Genomic DNA, 18,634 nt, shown 5'->3' with positions numbered 1-18,634 from the left:
TTTACGGAATATCTACGCTCACTGTATCACGCGCGTGTGCTTTCAATGTGCAAGGCGCAGCCCTTCGCCTGGCATCTGTCCCGCTACGCTGCAACGCGGTTCGGCAGCGGGTTGGCGGGCATCGGCCGCACGTCCGATGCGTGACGCATGGCCAGTGCATGCGCTCCTTTGTTCAGCCGCCGCCCCGCTCGATCGCCCGGGCGAGCGCCGCGAGCGCGGCACTGCTGTCGGGCGGCGCGACGCCTGCGGCGGTCTTGAGCAGCATCGCACGCAAGGCCTCGCAGCCTTGTTCGAGCGCGCGAGGGTCCGGCGCTTCGACGACGACATGCGAACGCACCGCCGGCGTCGTCACGCGCGCGTGCGCGGTGCGCCGCCAGGCAAGACCCAGCGCATCGGCCAGCAATGCGACGTGGCCGAGCCCGAGTGCACAGGCCGCCGCGCCCACGCGGTACGCCGCATCGCCCGCCTGGAGTGCCGCGCCGGGGTCGGCCTTCTCGGGGCTGCTCGCGGTGCGTGCGTGCTCGTTGAGCGCCGCCATCGACGCATCCGCCGTTTGCAGAAAATCTTCATACGCCTGAGCGCTGAGCGTGAGCACGCCCAGTTCCCGCGTGTCGCCGCGCTGTGCGGCCACGTTGCCAGCCTGCTCCGACGCACCTTCTTCCCACAGCGCTTCGGACGCCTGCGTTGCGGCCACGTGCCAGTCCACTGTCAAGCCATAGTCGTGCAGTACTTCGACGTGGTCGGCGTCCTCCGCCGCAGCGCCGAAAAGCGCGTAGTCGCGCCACAGCAGCGCGAGCGTGGAACGCACCAGCGAGCGCGGCGCAAGCTGCATGCCGCGTGCCTGATCGGCTAGCGCAAGGTTGCAGCGCGCGTAGAAACGTCGAGCGTCCGCTTCACCCGTCGCGTGACGGCTCGCCCGCAATGCCCGACCGCACGCCGACGCAAGGCGCCAGAAGTCGTAGGGATCGGTGCCGGTGAGTTCGGCAAGGCACGCGTCCATCTCGTTGAACGCCGCGTCGGCCCACGCCGCGGCTGCGCGGCTGCCGGCTGTCTGCGTCTTTAGCGCGGGCAGCAGCGCCGCCTCGTAACGGGCGCGCATGTGGGCAATGCGCTGTGCCGGCTGCGGTCGCATGGTCGCGGGCGGCACAGGCCGCGCGCCGAGCGCGTAGTCCTCGAACGAGACGGTGAAGCCGGGCGTATGCGGAGCCAGCACCTGGCACATGGCATGCATGCGAGCGTAGAGCGTCGGCGAGCACGACAGTTCGCGCAGGTTATGACGCGCGAGCGCCGCACGGAAATCGCCGAGCGCAGCCGACGCGACGCGATGTGCACCGCCTTCGTCCAAATTCGCAGCGTCAGAATTGGCGACCAACGCGAGCGGTGAAACGAGCAGCAGCGTGTCGGCGAAACGATGGGCCGAAAGCCAGCCCGCCTCGCGCAGAGCGTGGGCCGCGTGCAATAGCGGTCCGGCGCAATCGCGTCGCGCCTCCAGCGCGCGCCGGGCGTCGGCAAGCGCTGTTTCGGCGGCATGCACGGCGCCCCCGCGCGGGTTGGGCAAGGCGTCGAAGGTGGCGGGAAGCGTAGGCTGGAAGGTCATGAGAGGGTGGCGGGAACGCGTGCCGATACGAATTCGTACGCAGTACAGCGAAACGACGGCGTCAGCCTGCCAGGGCACGCAAACGCATGCGCGCGCACGTGCAGACGCGCCCGTGCCCCGCATGTCACAGATCGGGCCCACATGGCCCGGTACGGATCGGCTCGCGCAGGTACGATGACGAACTCCCTTTGCGATGCGGCAAACGCGTTGCGTGCCGATGCCGGTTCCTGCGCCGCGGCCCGTGCGTCGCGCCGGCGGCGCACGCAATACCGAGCCGCGGGCGGGGTACCCGTCAGATCTGGACCATCTCGAAGTCTTCCTTGCGCGCGCCGCACTCGGGGCAGGTCCAATTGATCGGGACATCCTCCCAGCGCGTGCCCGGGGCAATACCTTCTTCTGGCAATCCGGCTTCTTCGTCGTAGATCCAGCCGCAGATCAGGCACATCCAGCTTCTATATTCCATTCTTATGCCGCGTCGAAAAGTCTAAAAACAACCGGAAAAACGGGAGCCATGATGGTACCTTTTTTCCCCGTGCCGGGCGAGACCAGCGCGGCCGGATAGCCGTACGGACAGCACGGATCCTTCGTGCAAAGAGGCAAAAACCCAGCCGCAACACGGCCGCAGGACGCATAATTGAGCCATTCGCAAGCCCCGCGCGCATGGCGTGCGAACCTTGCGCCCTCCCAATCATTTCCCCCTACGTTCATGTCCAGCGACACCCCTCCGATCGTCCTCACCTTCGGCCTTTCCGATCCCACCGGCGGCTCCGGCATTCAGGCGGACCTGATGACACTCGCCAGCATGGGGTGCCACGGCGTCACGGTGCTGACCGGCTATACGGTGCGCGACTCGGCCAGCTGCGACGAAGTGACCGGACTGGATCCGGACACGGTTGCCACGCAGGCGAGGATGCTGCTCGAAGACATGCCGATCGCCGCATTCAAAGTGGGCGCCGCGGCTCGCGCCGAGGTGGTGAGCGCGATCGCGGAAGTGGTTGCCGACTACGATGACGTGCCGCTCATCCTCGCGCCCGACTTCACGCTCGACGACGAACACGTGCTTGCCGCCGACGAGCTGCGCGAGGCCATTGCCGACCTGCTTGCGCCGCAAACCACGTTGCTGATCGCCGACAGCGCCACACTGCTCGCACTCGCGCAGCCGGACGGCGACGCCGAGGCGCCGAGTCTCGACGCGGCGATCTCGCATCTGCTCTCGCAAGGCTGTGAGTACATCCTGTCGATGGAAACGGGCTCGCACCGGCTCGTCAATACGCTCTTCAGCGAAGACGGCCAATTGCGGCAGGATACGTGGGACCGCGGTCCGCAGCGCATCATGGGACTCACGGATACGCTGGGCGCCGCCGTCGCCGCGCTGCTGGCGAACGGGCAGGAGCCGCCCGAAGCGGTGCGCGAGGCTCAGGAGTATCTCTATCAGAGCACGCGCAGCGCCTTCCGGCCGGGCATGGGTGCATATCTGCCGGACCGTTTCTTCTGGGCACGCAGCAACGACGACGACGAAGAGACACCCAAGACCGGCGACGGCGCCGGTTCCGGGTCATCAGGCGAAGCACGGCATCATCATTGAGGAAGAACCTGTCGGCGCGCGCCCGCGTTGAGCGCGCGCTGACCGGCTGATGCGGTTGCACGGACCTGTTCCGCTCCGGGAAATCAGGCGTTGCATGCGGCCCGTTTGGCGTCGCGGCCGCTTCGCACGCCCTTGCCCAACCGAAGAACGATCGTAGCGACCGCGCCTTCCACGCGGCACGCCGAGGTGTCGATCACGAGTTCCGGCGCGAGCGGCGGCTCGTAAGGTGACGACACCCCGGTGAACTGCTTGATGCGGCCCTCGCGCGCCTGCGCGTACATGCCCTTCGGATCACGTTCGGCGCAGAGCTGTGGCGGTGCCGAGATGAAGGTCTCGATGAAGCCGTCGCCGACGATGGAGCGCGCAAGCGCCCGCTGCTGCGCGAACGGCGAAATCGTGGCCACGATCACGACATAGCCTTCGTGCTGGAAAAGCTTCGCGAGATGCGCGATGCGGCGAATGTTCTCGATGCGATCCGCTTCCGAAAAGCCGAGGTCCGAGCAGATACCCGCGCGCAGCGTGTCGCCATCGAGCACGATGGCCTTCGCATTGAGGTTCTGCAGCGTCTCGAACAACGCCCGTGCAATCGTCGTCTTCCCGGCGCCTGGCAGACCTGTCATCCAGACAACCGGCCGGGGTGCGGCTGCTGTCAAGCCATCCTGGTTCGTATTCACGGCCTACCCTACGGTTTTATTACGTCCGTTACTTTAACGTTTGCGCAGATGTTTTCCGTCGTGGCCCAAAAAAAGCGCCGATTACGGAATATTTCTCAAACAGATGTCCCGGCCCGCGCCAGAAACGACAAAACCCGCCGAAGCGGGTTTTGTCTTGAGAACGCAGGGCGCCGAAGCTCCCCGCGCACCTCCATGTAATGCCGGCTTGCGCCGCGATTACATGTCCATGCCCATGCCGCCCATGCCGCCGGGCATGCCGCCACCGGCCATCGGAGCGTCTTCCTTCGGCAGTTCGGCAACGGCTGCGTCCGTCGTCAGCAGCAGGCCCGCAACCGATGCCGCGTTTTGCAGCGCCGTGCGCGTCACCTTGGTCGGGTCGACCACGCCCGCTTCAACCAGGTCGCCGTACTCGCCGGTCGCTGCGTTGTAGCCGTAGTTGCCCTGGCCTTGCGCCACGGCCGCCACCACCACGCTCGCTTCTTCGCCGCCGTTCGTGACGATCTGGCGCAGCGGCTCTTCCATCGCGCGCAGCACGATCTTGATGCCCGCTTCCTGATCGGCGTTGGCGCCCTTCAGAGCGGTGATCGCTGCACGTGCACGGATCAGCGCGACGCCGCCGCCCGGGACGATGCCTTCTTCAACGGCAGCGCGGGTTGCGTGCAGCGCGTCTTCCACGCGTGCCTTCTTTTCCTTCATTTCGACTTCGGTCGCGGCACCCACCTTGATCACGGCCACGCCGCCAGCCAGCTTCGCGACGCGCTCTTGCAGCTTCTCGCGGTCGTAGTCCGAGGTGGCTTCCTCGATCTGCGCGCGGATCTGCTTGACGCGTGCTTCGATGTTGCGGGCTTCGCCAGCGCCGTCGATGATCGTGGTGTTTTCCTTGCCCACTTCGATGCGCTTCGCTTGACCCAGTTCGGCCAGCGTTGCCTTCTCGAGCGACAGGCCCGTTTCTTCCGCGATCACCTGGCCGCCGGTCAGGATCGCGATGTCTTCGAGCATGGCCTTGCGACGGTCGCCGAAGCCCGGAGCCTTGACGGCCACGGTCTTCAGGATGCCGCGGATGTTGTTGACCACGAGCGTTGCGAGCGCTTCGCCTTCGATGTCTTCGGCGATGATGAGGAGCGGACGGCCAGCCTTGGCAACCTGTTCCAGAACCGGCAGCAGGTCACGGATGTTCGAGACCTTCTTGTCGTGCAGCAGCACGAACGGGCTTTCCAGGACGGCGACCTGCTTGTCCGGATTGTTGATGAAGTACGGCGACAGGTAGCCGCGGTCGAACTGCATACCTTCCACGACTTCCAGCTCGTCGGCGAGCGACTTGCCGTCTTCAACCGTGATCACGCCTTCCTTGCCGACCTTGTCCATGGCTTCCGCGATGCGGTCGCCGATCGACGTGTCGCTGTTGGCCGAGATCGCGCCGACCTGAGCGATTTCCTTGCTGGTCGTGCAGGGCTTGCTGATCTTGCGCAGCTCTTCGACGGCTGCGGCGACGGCCTTGTCGATGCCGCGCTTCAGGTCCATCGGGTTCATGCCCGATGCGACGTACTTCATGCCTTCGCGAACGATGGACTGAGCCAGCACGGTAGCGGTCGTCGTGCCGTCACCTGCGTTGTCGCTGGTCTTGGAAGCCACTTCCTTGACCATCTGGGCGCCCATGTTCTGCAGCTTGTCCTTCAGCTCGATTTCCTTCGCGACCGACACACCGTCCTTGGTGACCGTCGGGCCGCCGAAGCTGCGCTCGAGCACCACGTTGCGGCCCTTCGGACCCAGCGTGACCTTCACTGCATTGGCGAGAATGTTCACGCCTTCGACCATCTTCGAACGGGCGGAATCGCCGAACACGACGTCTTTAGCTGCCATCTTGTAACTCCTTGAATCTCTTTGGTGAATATGGACCGTGCAGGCTTACTTGTTGACCACGGCCATGATGTCTTCTTCGCGCATCACGAGCAGTTCCTGGCCGTCCACCTTGACGGTCTGGCCAGCGTACTTGCCGAACAGGACGCGATCGCCGACCTTCACGTCGAGCGCGATCTGGGCGCCCTTGTCATCACGCTTGCCCGGGCCGATCGCCAGCACTTCGCCTTGGTCCGGCTTCTCAGCTGCCGCGTCGGGAATCACGATACCCGAGGCGGTCTTGGTTTCCTGATCCAGACGCTTGACGATCACGCGATCATGCAAAGGACGAAGGTTCATACAAACTCCTCTCTTCGAGACTTGAAGGACACTCAAGAAACCCGGCCTGGCGTAGCCAGGCCGGAGATGTTGTTAGCACTCTCGTGCGGTGAGTGCTAATTATATGGACGGGTGGTGACAAATTCAAGAACGGGGGACGGGTGTGGAAGGCGCGCTTCTCACGACACCTGGCGCGTCCAAAATCCACCGAGTCAGCGACCTTGCGCCGCGTCAGGACCCAAGCCGGATCCCCATTGAAAACAATGAGTTGTACGAGAGCGACGAGAGTGGACGCCCACGCTCCCCACCCCGTCCTCAGACGTGACGCAGGCAGATGCGCCATGCCTTCCCAGGGAAATCCCCGAGAAGGCGGGCCGCTCAGTATGCACGCGAATGCCCTGCCGGCCACTGGAAATGAAGCGCGGCGTCAGGCGCGCTCGCGAACCGGCGCGGACGCCAATGCCGCAGGCCGCTGCGTACCCGGCAGTGCGCCTTGCGATTCTCGCTTTATAGCGGCCGGCGCCGGAGCCCGTGCCGTGGCCTGTGTGACGAGCCTGAACGTTGCGACAGATCCGGCAATGCCGAGCAGCATCGGGATCAGCATGTCGTGGCCCACCTGCGTGAACTCGACCATGAGCACCAGCGCGGTCATGGGCATCTGCATCGATGCGGCCAGGAACGCCGCCGCACCCACCATCGCGAAGGCACCGGCCGACGTCCCCGGCCAGATCATGCTCCACACGCCGCCGAGCACGACGGCGAGCAGCGCGCCGTTCGTCAGCCCCGGCGTAAGCAGCCCGCCTTCCGCGCCCGCGCGCAGGCTGCCGATTTCGATCACGACCTTCAGCACGAGCAGGGTCGCGGCGAGCCCGATGGTCAGGGCGCTATCGAACGAAAGCGTTGCGGCGCCTTTACCGTTGCCGGCCAGCTGCGGGAAATAGATAACGAGCGCGCCGATCACCGCGAAGTTGACGAGCGCAAAGAGCGGCAACCGCCCGTCCTTCGGTGCGCGGGCGCGGGCCTGTTCTGCGAGCCGCGTGAATCCCCACGCGGCGAGCCCAAAGACCGGACCGCAGATAGCCGACCATACGGCAAGCGGCATTGTCAGGGCGAGCGGCCCGAGCAGCGTGTACTGATGTTCGTTACCGAGTCCGAGCCACGCGGTGGCGGCCGCAATCGTCGAAGTCACGATGGCGGGCACCAGCGCCCGCCACTCGAAGGTTCCCAGCAGCACTTCGAGCACGAACAGCGCACCACCCAGCGGCACGTTGTAAACCGCAGCGAGGCCCGCACCGGCGCCGCACGCAATGATGATGCGGGTTTCGCCGGCACTCAGCCCCGCCCGCTGCGAAAGCCAGCTACCCCACACCGCGCCGATCTCGCGCGGCGCCACTTCCCGGCCCAGCGGCGAGCCGAGCGCCACGGTAACGATCTGCAGCAGCGCATGGACGACGGTGCTCGCCCCCGGCATGCGGGGCCCATCCGCCTTGACGGCCCGCTTGATGCTGACGAGCGGCCGGCCGAAGCGGTAGAGCATCCACCATCCGAGCCCCGCAACCAGGCCGCACGTCACAAGCGCCGCGAACCGTCGCTGCGGCGATGCGCCGCTCACGCCGCTCAGGAAGCTCTCGTGGCCGACGAAGTGGTCCAGGCTGTAACCATAGGCGAGATGCTGGATAGCATGCAGCAACAGCGCCAGCAGCATGCCGCCGAGACCTGCGCCAACGCCGGTCAGCACAGTCACCACCGTCAGCGCCACGAGCGCGCGCAGGCGACTGCGCCCGGCGCCGAAGCGAGCCATCGAAGAGAATTCGGAAGCCATGATGCGCCGCCAGACAAGGGAAAACCCGAATCTTAGTTGCGCGGCAGCATGCGTGCTATGACTTATTTTTCCTAATTGATTCGTCCAGTACATGAGCATGCTTGGACTTCGCTCAGCTGGGCGTCGGCAGGAACGACCACCAGCACACCTGATTGAGCGCCTGAATCGACACCGACGGGCTCAACCCCGCGTTCACGCTCGCGTTCCAGCCGTTTTGCGCGTTCGTGGTATCCGAACAGCTGCTCACGTAGTCCAGCGTGCCGGTGAAAAAAGCGCTGCGCGGCAGCGTTGCTTCGGTGCTCTTCCAGGTTTGCAGCACCTGGAGCAGGGAGTTGTCGGTGGAAGGCAGGAAGACCTGTTCGGAAAACACGCCGTCGACAAGCATCGGGAACGACACGCCGCCGCTCATCCCGCTGATGGCCGAAGTGGGTGCCGCGTTGAGCAGGATGGGCGCATTCGGAAACGCGTTGCGCAATTGCGCGACGAGGTCGAGTCCGCCTTGCTTGCAGGCGCTGTCGCACGGCCCCTGGGCGGCGTCGGCCGCGTGCCCCACGATCTCGAAGTTGTCCAGCATGAAGCCGTCGACGCCCGTAGCCGCAAGCCGCGGCGCGACGTAGTTGACGATGAGGTTCTGGTAGTCCGCGTTGCCCACGTTCATCCAGTACTCGGAGAAGCCGCTGTACCGGCCGAGCTGCGCCGCCTGGTTCGCGCCGCACGACACGAAGCCCGTGGGCACGGTCTGCCAGTACGAACGCCACGTCTCGCAGGCGCCTACGTTCAGGTAGCTCAGCACCTTCGCCCCGTGCGATTTCAGCGTTGCGATCTGGGTGGCCGTGAAGTTGGGCGTCGTGCCGCTGGGGTCGGCGTCGATCACGATCACGTTGAAGCTTGACGCGAGCCGGGCGAGATCGACCTGCGACGCCTGCCCGTAGTAGACCTCCCACACGGGTTTGGCCGGCAGATTGCGAGCCGCTGCAATCGACACGTTCGTCGATCCGGAGAGCGTGCTGACGGTGCTGCTCGTGCTACTGGCGCTGGCCGGGGCACTCGCAGTCGATGCGCCTGTACTCGCGCCGCCACCGCCGCCTCCCCCGCCACAGGCGCCGGCAAATAGCGACAACGCAAGCGCGCAGACGAGGGCGACGCGGCGGTTCAACAGGCGCAGGGATACTGGCAAAGCGGATACTCCGAAAGAAAAGGCTGGCGCGACGAGCGGACTTCGGCAGGCAAACTGGTTGCCCCAAAACGCCGCGCAAAACCTGTGTATTAACGGCCCGTGCCGCTCCTTCTTTAGCCGGCCGGACCTCACTGCCCCGTCCTGAACGCGTACACGCGTCCATCGCCGGCCACATAAAGCCGCCCGTTCGCAGCCAGCATCGTAGCGAAGTGGCGCACGCCCGGCACGCGATCCTCTGCGGCGCCGCCCGCGAACACCGGCTCGCCATTGTCCGCGCGAAAGCCGTGCACGCGTTCGTCGCCCTCGGCGCCGACGATCCACACGATGCGATCGGCATTGCCGTCGCTCGTGGTGGTGATCGGGCTGCCGGCGCCGTCCAGCGCGGCGCACCAGGCCGTGCCGATCCCGCCGCGCGACGCCGACGCGATGCGCAACACCGTGAGCCCCGCGCCGGCTTCGCCCGAAGGGCATGCCGACCCGGCGCCCTGAAACGCGACGAACACGCCGTCAGCCGTGGTCCACGAAGCCGGCGCCGTGCGCATCGAACTGGACGACACGCGCGCTACATCCAGCGCGCCGCCCAGGCCGCCCAGGTTCTCGCGATCGAGCAGATACGCCTTGCCGTCCTTGCCGAGCGCGACGATCAGCTTGCGTCCGTGCAGCTCGATGGGGACGGGGTTCACGCCGCTCAGATCGAGGTCCGCATCGTCCAGTTGCTTCCAGTCTGCCGGAGCGAAGAAGTCACGGGAATCGGCCGAATGGCGTAGATCGGGGCGAAGACGAATCACCGCTTCGCCGTCGCCCCACGTGCGCGCGCCTTCGGTGTTGCCGGTCGTGACGAACAACTGGCCGTCGGCCGCCGCAATGCCGCCCGGCGCCCAGATGCCGCCTTTGGCCGCGCGCGTGGCCCACACGTTCGCTACGCCCGGATGGTCGAGCCGCACGCTCACCACCATGCCGCGATAGTCGCCGCAATCGCCCCAGTTGCCGCCGTACGGCACGAAGAGTTGCCCGTCCAACAACGCGAGCGCGCCGCGCTGATTCTGCGCGCGCGACGTGAAGGCGACGCCGCGCGCCTTGAGCGCGGCCTCCATGTCGATCGGCCAGCCCTTCAGCACGGCGCCGTCGCGCAGCGAAAGTCCGAACACGAAGTGACGCGGTTCGCCGTCGCGCAGCACCATCGCGTCGAGATAAAGCGTGCCGCTCGCCGCGTCGATCACGGGTGTGCCGGTCACGCCCAACGGATCGATATTGCCGCATGGCATCGCGCTGCGCGGCACGGCGGAACCGAGCGCCGTGCGCCAGACGATGCGGCCCGTGGTGGCATCGAGCGCGTAGACGGCGTTCGTTTCGGTCGCGACGATCAGCAACCCGCTTGTCTGCGCGCCGGCGCCTGTGCCAGCCGGATGCCAGTAAAGCGGCTGCGCGTTGACGGTGCCTTCGATCTTGCCGTCGAAGCCGGTATCGCGTTGCAGATGCGCGGCGCGTTGCCAGGTGAGACCGGGCACCACGTACTGTCCGCTGCGGTCGGGCGTGCGGTGATGCAGGGTGACGGAATCGGCGGTCGGGCCATGCGAGTCCCCCGCGGCCCAGACCACGAGCGACGTAGACAGCACACCGGAAAGCAACGCCAAAAGGAACGCAATACGAATCGATGGGATGAGAGCAGCGCGCACGTGCACCTCCGTTCGTACCGTAGGCAACGTGTCGGCGAACGGAACGAGCGGTACGCCGGGCGTCGCATCGTGAGCATGGAAAGGCCCTCGGTCGAGGGCCTCGCTGGGGGAGCGCTGATTCTACCGTCGATGCCTGGGCGGCGTGATGACCGCTCCGCCTCAAGACGGCTCGCGACCACCCTGGCCGCTGCCGCCTCGCGCGCCGCCCGTGGGCGCAGGATCGCCAACGGATTGTTCGGCGCCCGAAGGCTTCTGCCCGGACGCGCCCGCCTGCGCCGTTTCTGCGTCGTGCGACTCGTGGCCCGTGTGGCGGGTGGGGCCCGCCTCGTCGGCTGCATCGTGCTTCGCCGTCTCGCCGCTCACCCACACCGTGCGCTGCGGATTCGCGATGCGGATGCCGCGCGCGCGGAACTCGTCCGCAATGCGCCGGTTGAATTCGCGCTGCACGCCCCAGCGCGCCTTGTCGGTACATTGCACCTGGCCCACGAGCGTCACGGCCGCGCCGTCCACCGCGTCCACGCCCCAGAACGCGAAGTCCGAGAGAATGCCGGCCTTGAACGCATCGTCTGCGCGCAAGGCGGCGCCGATCTCCGTGAGCGTCGCGACTGCGCGGTCCAGGTCTTCGCCGTAGACGATGTTCACCTTCACGGCCGCGTTGCCGATGCCGCGATTCGTGTTGTTGATGGTCGTGACCGAACTGAACGGCACCGTATGCAGCGAACCGTCGCCGGCACGCAGGCGCACCGTGCGAATGGACAGATACTCCACCGTGCCCGACACGCCCGCGAGCGTCACCCAGTCGCCCACCTGCATGGCGTTTTCCATGAGCAGGAAGATGCCCGTGATGAAGTCCTGCACGAGCTTTTGCGAACCGAAGCCGAGCGCCACGCCGAAGATACTCGCGCCCGCCAGCAACGGCCCCGTGTTCACGCCGAGTTCCGAGAGACCCGTGAGCACCACGACAAGCGCGATGACGATGAAGAGCAGCGTGCGCACCATCGGCACGAGCGTCCTTAACCGCGCGGCGCGCACGAGGTCGCCGCTCGTCGTCCAGTTGTCGAGCCGCCGTTCGATGGCGACGTTGATGGCTTCCCACGCCACGAGCGCGACGACCGCCGCCACCGCGATGGTGGCGAGCGCCGACGCCAGCCGGTGCCCCACGGTGCCGTCCGCAAACAGCGTACGCAGGTCCACACCCCACACGAGCAGCAGCAGAAACACGGTAACGATGGTCACGAACGCCGAAACGATGCCGCGCAACAGCGGGTAATAGCGATACGCGCGCTGCTGCACGAGCGACGAGGGCGCTCCTTCCTTCTGCTGGAAAAGACGCGCAAGCGCACCGTGCAGCACGATAGACGCCACCCGCGCACCGATCAGGATGGCGACCGACACGCCGCCGGTATGAAGCAGCAGGCGGTAGCCGTCGCGCACGTCGAGCGCCCAGACGAACCACAGCGCCATCACGACGAACACAGCGATGCCCGCCCACGCATCGGCAAGCAGATTGCCGGCAATGGAAAGCGACTGACGATGTGCGCTGCGCTCGCGCAGCCATGCGGCCACGGGCTTGCGGCTTTGCAGAATCATCACGGCGATCATGACGTGGCCGATGAGCGCGATCACCTTCATCAACGCCGCATGCGCGCCTTCGTTGAGGCCGAGTGCAGCGGCCGTTTCCGCCACGGCCGCACCGGCGCCCGCGATCACGACGATCCGCACGATCCAGCGTTGCAGCCAGGCCGCCCAGTGGTCGGAGAAGAACAGCAGCCGCAGACCCGGCGCATCGGGCTGCGCGAAGAATTCGCCGACGATCACGACCACGCGGCAAATCACGTAGATGTCGATGAGCGAGCCGATGACGCTGTCCGCGGGCGAACCGTCGGTCGTGAAGAGCGACATGGCGCCGCTTGCCACCGCGACGAACGCCGCGAGCGGCAGCGCCCGCAACAGCGCGCGCAGCGCGGCGCGCGGCAGATGCCGCAGCAGCGACCAGTGCTGCGCGGCGTGCAGCTTGCCGCGCGCCTCCTTGGCCGCACCGCTGCGCGTGCGTGGCGTGAGGGTCGTCGTGGGGCCTGCGGGCGTGGCGGAAACGGAGCGGCTTGGGTCTTCGTGAGCGTGCTCGGCTTTGCGCGCCGCAGCCGCCGCTTCACGTTCGCGCTGTTCGGCGCGATCCGCCTGATCGCGCCTGCGTGCGGCAACGGTGCGAATCACCTGCCGCAGAGCGCGGCGCGCGCCCCACTCGACGATGAACGCAGGCAGCAACGTGGCGAGCAATGCCAGCGCCACGTCGCGCGCCGCGCTCTGCTTCGCGGGGTTGGTCAGCGCATCCGCCCACCACGCGCGCAACGACGACACATCGAGCAAGGCCGCCACCGACCGCCGCAGCGCCGCCGCGACGTGCACGGCCCAGTGCGCGCCCTGCCGCGCGAGTTGCGCCGCGAGTCCATTCGACTGCAATGCCGCCGATGCCACCGTGCCGCTCGCCGCCGCTGCACCGCTCGCTGCTGCGCTCGCGGCGGCGGGCGCACTGGCGGGCGCGGCAAGCGCACCCGCCGCCGCGATCGCACGCAATGTGGTCTCGACCTGCGCGCGCCGCGCCGGGCTGTCGAGCACATCGAGCGCGGTGCGCGCTTCGTCGGGCGTCAATCGCGGCGGACTGGCGGCAGCCGCCGACGCCGCACTCGCCGATGCGGCACTGGCCGGCGCCGCGGCCGCATAGACATCGCGCGCGGTACTCGCGGCGGGGAACAGCGCCACCAGCAACACGAGCGGAACGATAGCGACGGACGAGAACGATTTTTTTCGCATGAGTGACGTAACGGACAGCCTCGATGAAAACAGGTCAGGGGCGAACGCGGTAGCACGGCCTGTGCCGCGTGGCGGCGGAGATGATGCAGGTCGTGCGGAAAAACAGGGGCCTCGACTCGCGCCCCACTATCGATATGTCCGTGCCCGGCCTTCTCAGGTTCCCGCAGATGCAGAAGGGAAGCAGCAGCAAGCGCGTTGCGTTTGTCGTGCCGTGGCGCTTGCGCCGCCATTTTTCAGACCTCGCGCGGCGCTATGCGGCTTGATACAGGTCAACGCCGGTACGAGGGCACACCGCACAGTACAGCGTGTACATCGCGCAAAACGCAGGTGTCGACTGCCATCAGACGCGCTGCGCGTTTTACCGACAGGCCGCTGTAAGCCACGCCGTCCCGGCGATGGACGGCGGCCACCCGCCAATACCCACTGGCGCAGAATTTGCATTATCCGCAGCACCCAAGGCGCCGGCAAAACGATCGGCGCAAAACAAGGAGGAGACAATGCGTGACGACGTCCGTCACGTCGCCGGCCCGTCGGCGACGCGCGAGTCCAGCTGGCTCGCCCCGGAAATCCAGAAGTCTCACGAACGTTCGGAAATGTACGGACTCAGCGCGTCCACGCGCCCGGACTACGACGTGCTGCCGGCCTCCGAACTGCGCCTCAAGCTCGAGCAGAACCGCATTCTGTGCGCGCACGCCACGCCGGTCATGGAAACGCTGCACGAGCAGATCGTCAACACACAAAGCATGATCGTGCTGACGGACTCCCAAGGCTTGATCCTGCATTCTGTCGGCGACGACGACTTCCTGCGCCGCGCCGAAAAGGTCGCGCTGCGCCCAGGCGCGAACTGGGCCGAAGACCGCCAGGGCACCAACGCGATCGGCACCGCCATTGCGGAACGTTCGCCCACGGTCGTGCACGGCGACCAGCACTATCTGGCGGCCAACCGCTTTCTCACGTGTTCGAGCGTGCCCATCGTGGACCCTTACGGCGACCTGATCGGCGTGCTCGACGTGACGGGCGACCACCGCAGCTATCACCAGCACACCATGGCGCTCGCACGAATGTCGGTGCAGATGATCGAGAACCATCTGTTCATGAACACGTTCCGCGAAACGCTGCAGATCGCGTTTCACGCGCGCCCCGAGTTCCTCGGCACGTTGATGGAGGGCATTGCCGCGTTCACCTCGGACGGCCGCTTTCTCGCCGCGAATCGCAGCGCGCAGTTCCAGCTGGGGCTGCCGCTTTCGGCGTTGCGCGCGCATACGCTGTCGTCGCTCTTTGGCGTGGGCAGCGCGCAGCTGCTCGAACGGCTGCGTGCGAGCCCGGGCCAGTACATTGCGTTGAATCTGCACACCGGTGCCACGGTGTGTGCGAAGGTGGACTTCCGCCGGCCGGCGCTGCCCGCTTCCACGGCGCGCGCATTGCAATCCGATGCGGCGCAGAACGACACGGCACAACCGGCCGCCGCGGCGGCAAGCGCAACCGCCGTGAGCGCCGGCGCCGCGCCTGCCCATGGCCGCACCACCATGCTCTCGCGCCTCGCCTATCTCGACACCGGCGACCCGCAGGTCGCGGCCGTCATCGGCAAGGTGCGCAAGGTGATCGGCAAAGACGTCCCGATCCTGATCAACGGTGAGACGGGCACCGGCAAGGAACTGCTCGCGCGCGCCATCCACAACGACTCGCCGCGTCACGCGGGGCCTTTCGTCGCGGTGAACTGCGCGTCGATTCCCGAAACGCTGATCGAATCCGAACTGTTCGGCTACGAGGAAGGCGCGTTCACGGGCGCGCGGCGCAAAGGCGCCGTCGGCAAGCTGTTGCAGGCCAACGGCGGCACGCTGTTTCTCGACGAGATCGGCGACATGCCGTATCCGCTCCAGGTGCGGCTGCTGCGCGTGCTCCAGGAGCGCCAGGTAAACCCGCTCGGCTCGGCGCGCTCGATTCCCGTGGACATCGCCGTGGTCTGCGCCACGCACCGCGACCTGCGCGAGATGATCGCGCAGAACCGCTTCCGCGAAGACCTCTACTACCGGCTGAACGGGCTCGTTGTGAAGCTGCCGCCGCTGCGCGAGCGCACGGATCTCGAAGCCGTGGTGCTCAAGATGTTGCATCACGAATCGCAGCAGGCGGGGCGCCTTCCCAGCGACGCGCCGCTCACCGTCGCCGACGACGTCATGACGCTCTTTACGCAATGCACGTGGCCGGGCAATTTCCGTCAGCTCGCGAACCTGCTGCGCACGGCCGCCGCGATGGTGGACGAAGACGGCGAGATTCGCCGCGAGCATTTGCCCGACGACTTCTTCGACGACCTACGCAATCCGCGCCCGGGTCTCGCTCAAGGTGTCGCGTCGTCCCAGGATCAGCACCAGGGCAACGTGCAGGTCATACCGCTGCGCGGCGCGCGGCTGCAAGACGTGGAAGCGCAGGCCATCGCGGCAGCGGTCGCGCAGCATGGCGGCAACGTGTCGGCCGCGGCGCGTGCGCTCGGTGTGTCGCGCAACACGATCTACCGCAAGCTGCCGTCGCTTTCGAACGAGGGGCAGGGCGAAGGCGACGACGACAACGCCGTGAATTCATAACGCGCGTCGCGCCGGCTCGATCGCATGCTGTTCCGTTCTGGAACACCCGTGTGGCACAACGGAACAGCGCAGGCGGCGATGGCGGCTCTATTGCGGCTCGATCACCAGTGGACGCCCTCGCTGCGATGCAGCCCGAACCGAAGGCAACATGAAAGGACAGACAAAAGCCTCGGGTTCAACGTACGTTAAGTCCGCATTCGGCCCGCGTTCAGCCCGATTCTCTGTCCGATTCTCGGTCCGATCGGCTGCCCACGTGCCCCGATACCGTCTTCGAAACGCGCATCGCGGCACGCGCACGTCGTTCGCTTTTGCGTCGGCGACGCACACGCATCACCGGCATGGACCTTGCAATGAAAGCCCCGACCGCACGCACGCGATGCGGCGGTTCTTATCCCATCAAACTCAAGGAGACAGCCATGCAATGGACCACCCCCGCCTATACCGATCTGCGTTTCGGCTTCGAAATCACGATGTACATCGCCAACCGCTAAACGGAACGCGACGCGCCGTGCGCATGCGGGCCGAAGGGCCACGCATGCGTTGACGGCGCCCGCCACGCAACATCATGAAGATCAGGATTCTGGGCTCCGGCGCGGGCGGCGGCCTGCCGCAGTGGAACTGTAACTGCGCCAATTGCACTCACGCCCGCGGCTATACCGGCGACATCCAGCCGCGCACGCAGTCGTCGATCGCGGTGAGCGGCAACGGTACGGACTGGGTTCTGATCAACGCCTCGCCCGACCTGCTCGCGCAGTTGCGCTCGCATCCCGAGTTGCAGCCTGCACGGTCGGTGCGGGACACCGGCATCGTGGCCGTGATGCTGATCGATGCACAGATCGATCACGTCACGGGCCTCCTCATGCTGCGCGAACGCACGGCGCCGCTGCCGCTCTACGCGACGCCGCCCGTCTTCGACGACCTCTCCACCGGCCTGCCGCTCGTGCCGCTCCTCGCGCATTACTGCGGCGTGGACCGTCACGACATCGTGCTCGACGAACCGTTCGAGATTGCGCATGCGAAAGGACTGCGCTTCACGGCGATCGCCGTGGAAAGCAAGGCGCCGCCCTACTCGCCGCGACGCGAATCCGGCGTGCCCGGCGACAACATTGCACTCGTGATCGAGAACGTGGCCAACGGCGCGCGTGTGTTCTACGCGCCGGGTCTTGCCGGGGCATCGCCGGCGGTGCTGGCCGCGATGAACTCGGCCCAGCTCGTACTCGTGGACGGCACGTTCTGGTCGCAGACCGAAATGATCGACCTGGGTCTCGCGGACAAGTTCGCCATCGACATGGGCCACCTCGCGCAATGCGGCTACAGAGGCGAGCCCGGCATGGTGCAGCTGCTCGACGGACTGCCGCGCGCCACGCGCAAGGTGCTCATCCACATCAACAACACCAACCCCATACTCGACCCGCATTCGGCCGAGTACGCGGCGATTCGTGCGCGCGGCATCGAAGTGGCGCGCGACGGCATGCAATTCGAGGTTTGATCATGAACGCAGCCCTGCCCGCATTTTCGTCCGCCTCCGCTTCGAGTTCCGCCTGCGCCTCGCACGAACTGCACGAAACACACGAAACGCCGTGGCCCGCGGAGGAATTCGAAGCGCAGTTGCGCGCGCTCGGTGCGCGCTATCACATCTATCACCCGTTCAACGTGAAGATGAACAGCGGCGGGTGTTCGCCCGAGCAGATTCGCGGCTGGGTGGCGAACCGCTTCTACTACCAGATCAACATTCCGCTCAAGGACGCGGCCATTCTCTCGAACTGTCCGGACCGCGAAACGCGCCGGCTCTGGATCGAGCGACTGCACGACCACGACGGCTACGGCGAACACGCGGGCGGCATCGAAGCGTGGGCGCGGCTCGGCGACGCCGTGGGCATCGATCGCGACGAACTCTGGTCGCTCGAGCACGTGCTGCCCGGCGTGCGCTTCGCCGTGGATGCCTACGTGAACTTCGCGCGCCGCGCGCCGTGGCAGGAAGCCGTGTGCTCGTCGCTCACGGAAATGTTCGCGCCGCAGATTCACCGCGACCGGCTTGCGGGCTGGCCCACGCTCTACCCGTGGATCGAGCAGGACGGCCTGCAGTATTTCCGCAGCCGCATTCCGCTCGCACAGCGCGACGTGCAACACGGGCTCGCCGTCACGCTCGCGTACTTCACGACGCCGAAGGCCCAGCAGCGCGCCATGGAAATTCTCCAGTTCAAGCTCGACATTCTGTGGTCGATGCTCGATGCCATCGAAAAGGCGTACCCCGTATGAACACCGTCGATTCCGATCTCGGCGTGAACCCGCGGCCGTGTCTGCGGCGCATGTTCCGGCTGCAATGGGAGCCTGCACAGAACGGCTACGTGCTGCTCTACCCCGAAGGCATGGTGAAGCTCAATCCGAGCGCGGGCGCCATCCTGGCGCGCTGCGACGGCACGCGCGAACTCGACGACATCATCGGCGAGCTCGAAGAGATCTTCAGTGCCTCCGACCTCGCGCCGGACGTGCATCGCTTCCTTTGGCACGCGCGACAGCGCGGCTGGGTCGATTGAA

15 protein-coding genes are annotated in these 18,634 nt (G+C 66.5%); 6 read left to right on the top strand and 9 right to left on the bottom strand.

Going from position 1 to position 18,634, the window contains the following annotated elements; all coding sequences use genetic code 11:
* Positions 1–172 precede the first annotated feature (172 nt).
* A complete protein-coding gene (locus U0042_RS22680; RefSeq protein WP_114809035.1) occupies positions 173–1,597 on the bottom strand; it encodes a hypothetical protein in 1,425 nt (474 codons plus the stop codon).
* A 292-nt stretch (positions 1,598–1,889) separates the two neighbouring features.
* Positions 1,890–2,060, bottom strand: coding sequence for a rubredoxin (locus U0042_RS22675; RefSeq protein WP_025527884.1), 171 nt, complete (start codon positions 2,058–2,060; stop codon positions 1,890–1,892).
* A 243-nt stretch (positions 2,061–2,303) separates the two neighbouring features.
* On the opposite strand from U0042_RS22675, the gene U0042_RS22670 reads away from it, so the two are divergent.
* Positions 2,304–3,182 carry a hydroxymethylpyrimidine/phosphomethylpyrimidine kinase gene (locus tag U0042_RS22670; protein ID WP_114809036.1) on the top strand — a complete coding sequence of 293 codons (879 nt, stop codon included), beginning with the start codon at positions 2,304–2,306 and terminating at the stop codon, positions 3,180–3,182.
* Between the two features lie 83 nt (positions 3,183–3,265).
* On the opposite strand, the gene cysC is transcribed toward U0042_RS22670, so the two are convergent.
* The 7 genes from cysC to U0042_RS22635 all read right to left on the bottom strand — a co-directional run bounded on the left by cysC (position 3,266) and on the right by U0042_RS22635 (position 13,517).
* Positions 3,266–3,856, bottom strand: coding sequence for an adenylyl-sulfate kinase (cysC, locus tag U0042_RS22665; RefSeq protein WP_419150459.1), 591 nt, complete (start codon positions 3,854–3,856; stop codon positions 3,266–3,268).
* Positions 3,857–4,072: 216 nt separating this feature from the next.
* Positions 4,073–5,716: a chaperonin GroEL gene (gene groL / locus U0042_RS22660; RefSeq protein WP_114809038.1), complete on the bottom strand. Its 1,644-nt coding sequence runs from the start codon at positions 5,714–5,716 to the stop codon at positions 4,073–4,075.
* A 45-nt stretch (positions 5,717–5,761) separates the two neighbouring features.
* Positions 5,762–6,052: a co-chaperone GroES gene (groES, locus tag U0042_RS22655; protein ID WP_114809039.1), complete on the bottom strand. Its 291-nt coding sequence runs from the start codon at positions 6,050–6,052 to the stop codon at positions 5,762–5,764.
* A 406-nt stretch (positions 6,053–6,458) separates the two neighbouring features.
* On the bottom strand, positions 6,459–7,832 hold the full coding sequence (locus U0042_RS22650; protein WP_232833232.1) for a chloride channel protein: 1,374 nt from the start codon (positions 7,830–7,832) through the stop codon (positions 6,459–6,461).
* Between the two features lie 133 nt (positions 7,833–7,965).
* Positions 7,966–8,838 (bottom strand): endo alpha-1,4 polygalactosaminidase, encoded by an 873-nt coding sequence (locus tag U0042_RS22645; protein WP_232833212.1) that lies wholly within the window; start codon positions 8,836–8,838, stop codon positions 7,966–7,968.
* Between the two features lie 320 nt (positions 8,839–9,158).
* Positions 9,159–10,706, bottom strand: coding sequence for a PQQ-binding-like beta-propeller repeat protein (locus U0042_RS22640; RefSeq protein ID WP_198665208.1), 1,548 nt, complete (start codon positions 10,704–10,706; stop codon positions 9,159–9,161).
* Positions 10,707–10,865: 159 nt separating this feature from the next.
* Positions 10,866–13,517, bottom strand: coding sequence for a mechanosensitive ion channel family protein (locus U0042_RS22635; RefSeq protein ID WP_114809042.1), 2,652 nt, complete (start codon positions 13,515–13,517; stop codon positions 10,866–10,868).
* Between the two features lie 497 nt (positions 13,518–14,014).
* Here U0042_RS22635 and U0042_RS22630 point away from each other — a divergent pair, with 497 nt between their 5' ends.
* The 5 genes from U0042_RS22630 to pqqD all read left to right on the top strand — a co-directional run bounded on the left by U0042_RS22630 (position 14,015) and on the right by pqqD (position 18,633).
* A complete protein-coding gene (locus U0042_RS22630) occupies positions 14,015–16,096 on the top strand; it encodes a sigma-54-dependent Fis family transcriptional regulator (protein ID WP_114809044.1) in 2,082 nt (693 codons plus the stop codon).
* Positions 16,097–16,512: 416 nt separating this feature from the next.
* Entirely contained in the window at positions 16,513–16,587 is a 75-nt protein-coding gene (gene pqqA / locus U0042_RS22625; RefSeq protein WP_006410019.1) for a pyrroloquinoline quinone precursor peptide PqqA, read from the top strand.
* Between the two features lie 74 nt (positions 16,588–16,661).
* Positions 16,662–17,585, top strand: a complete 924-nt coding sequence (gene pqqB / locus U0042_RS22620; protein WP_114809045.1) for a pyrroloquinoline quinone biosynthesis protein PqqB — start codon at positions 16,662–16,664, stop codon at positions 17,583–17,585.
* Positions 17,582–18,355, top strand: a complete 774-nt coding sequence (gene pqqC / locus U0042_RS22615; protein ID WP_232833213.1) for a pyrroloquinoline-quinone synthase PqqC — start codon at positions 17,582–17,584, stop codon at positions 18,353–18,355. Before pqqB ends, pqqC begins: the two co-directional genes overlap by 4 nt.
* The gene (pqqD, locus tag U0042_RS22610) at positions 18,352–18,633 is read left to right on the top strand and encodes a pyrroloquinoline quinone biosynthesis peptide chaperone PqqD (RefSeq protein WP_042304076.1); all 282 of its coding nucleotides are present in this window, start codon (positions 18,352–18,354) and stop codon (positions 18,631–18,633) included. The genes pqqC and pqqD overlap by 4 nt, the downstream gene beginning before the upstream one ends.
* Position 18,634: the final 1 nt, after the last annotated feature.

Origin of the sequence: Paraburkholderia kururiensis, from assembly GCF_034424375.1 — a bacterium.
In the GTDB taxonomy this organism is placed as follows: domain Bacteria; phylum Pseudomonadota; class Gammaproteobacteria; order Burkholderiales; family Burkholderiaceae; genus Paraburkholderia; species Paraburkholderia kururiensis_A.
Note: the sequence above shows the minus strand (reverse complement) of the source record. Positions and strands in the feature narration are given on the sequence as shown.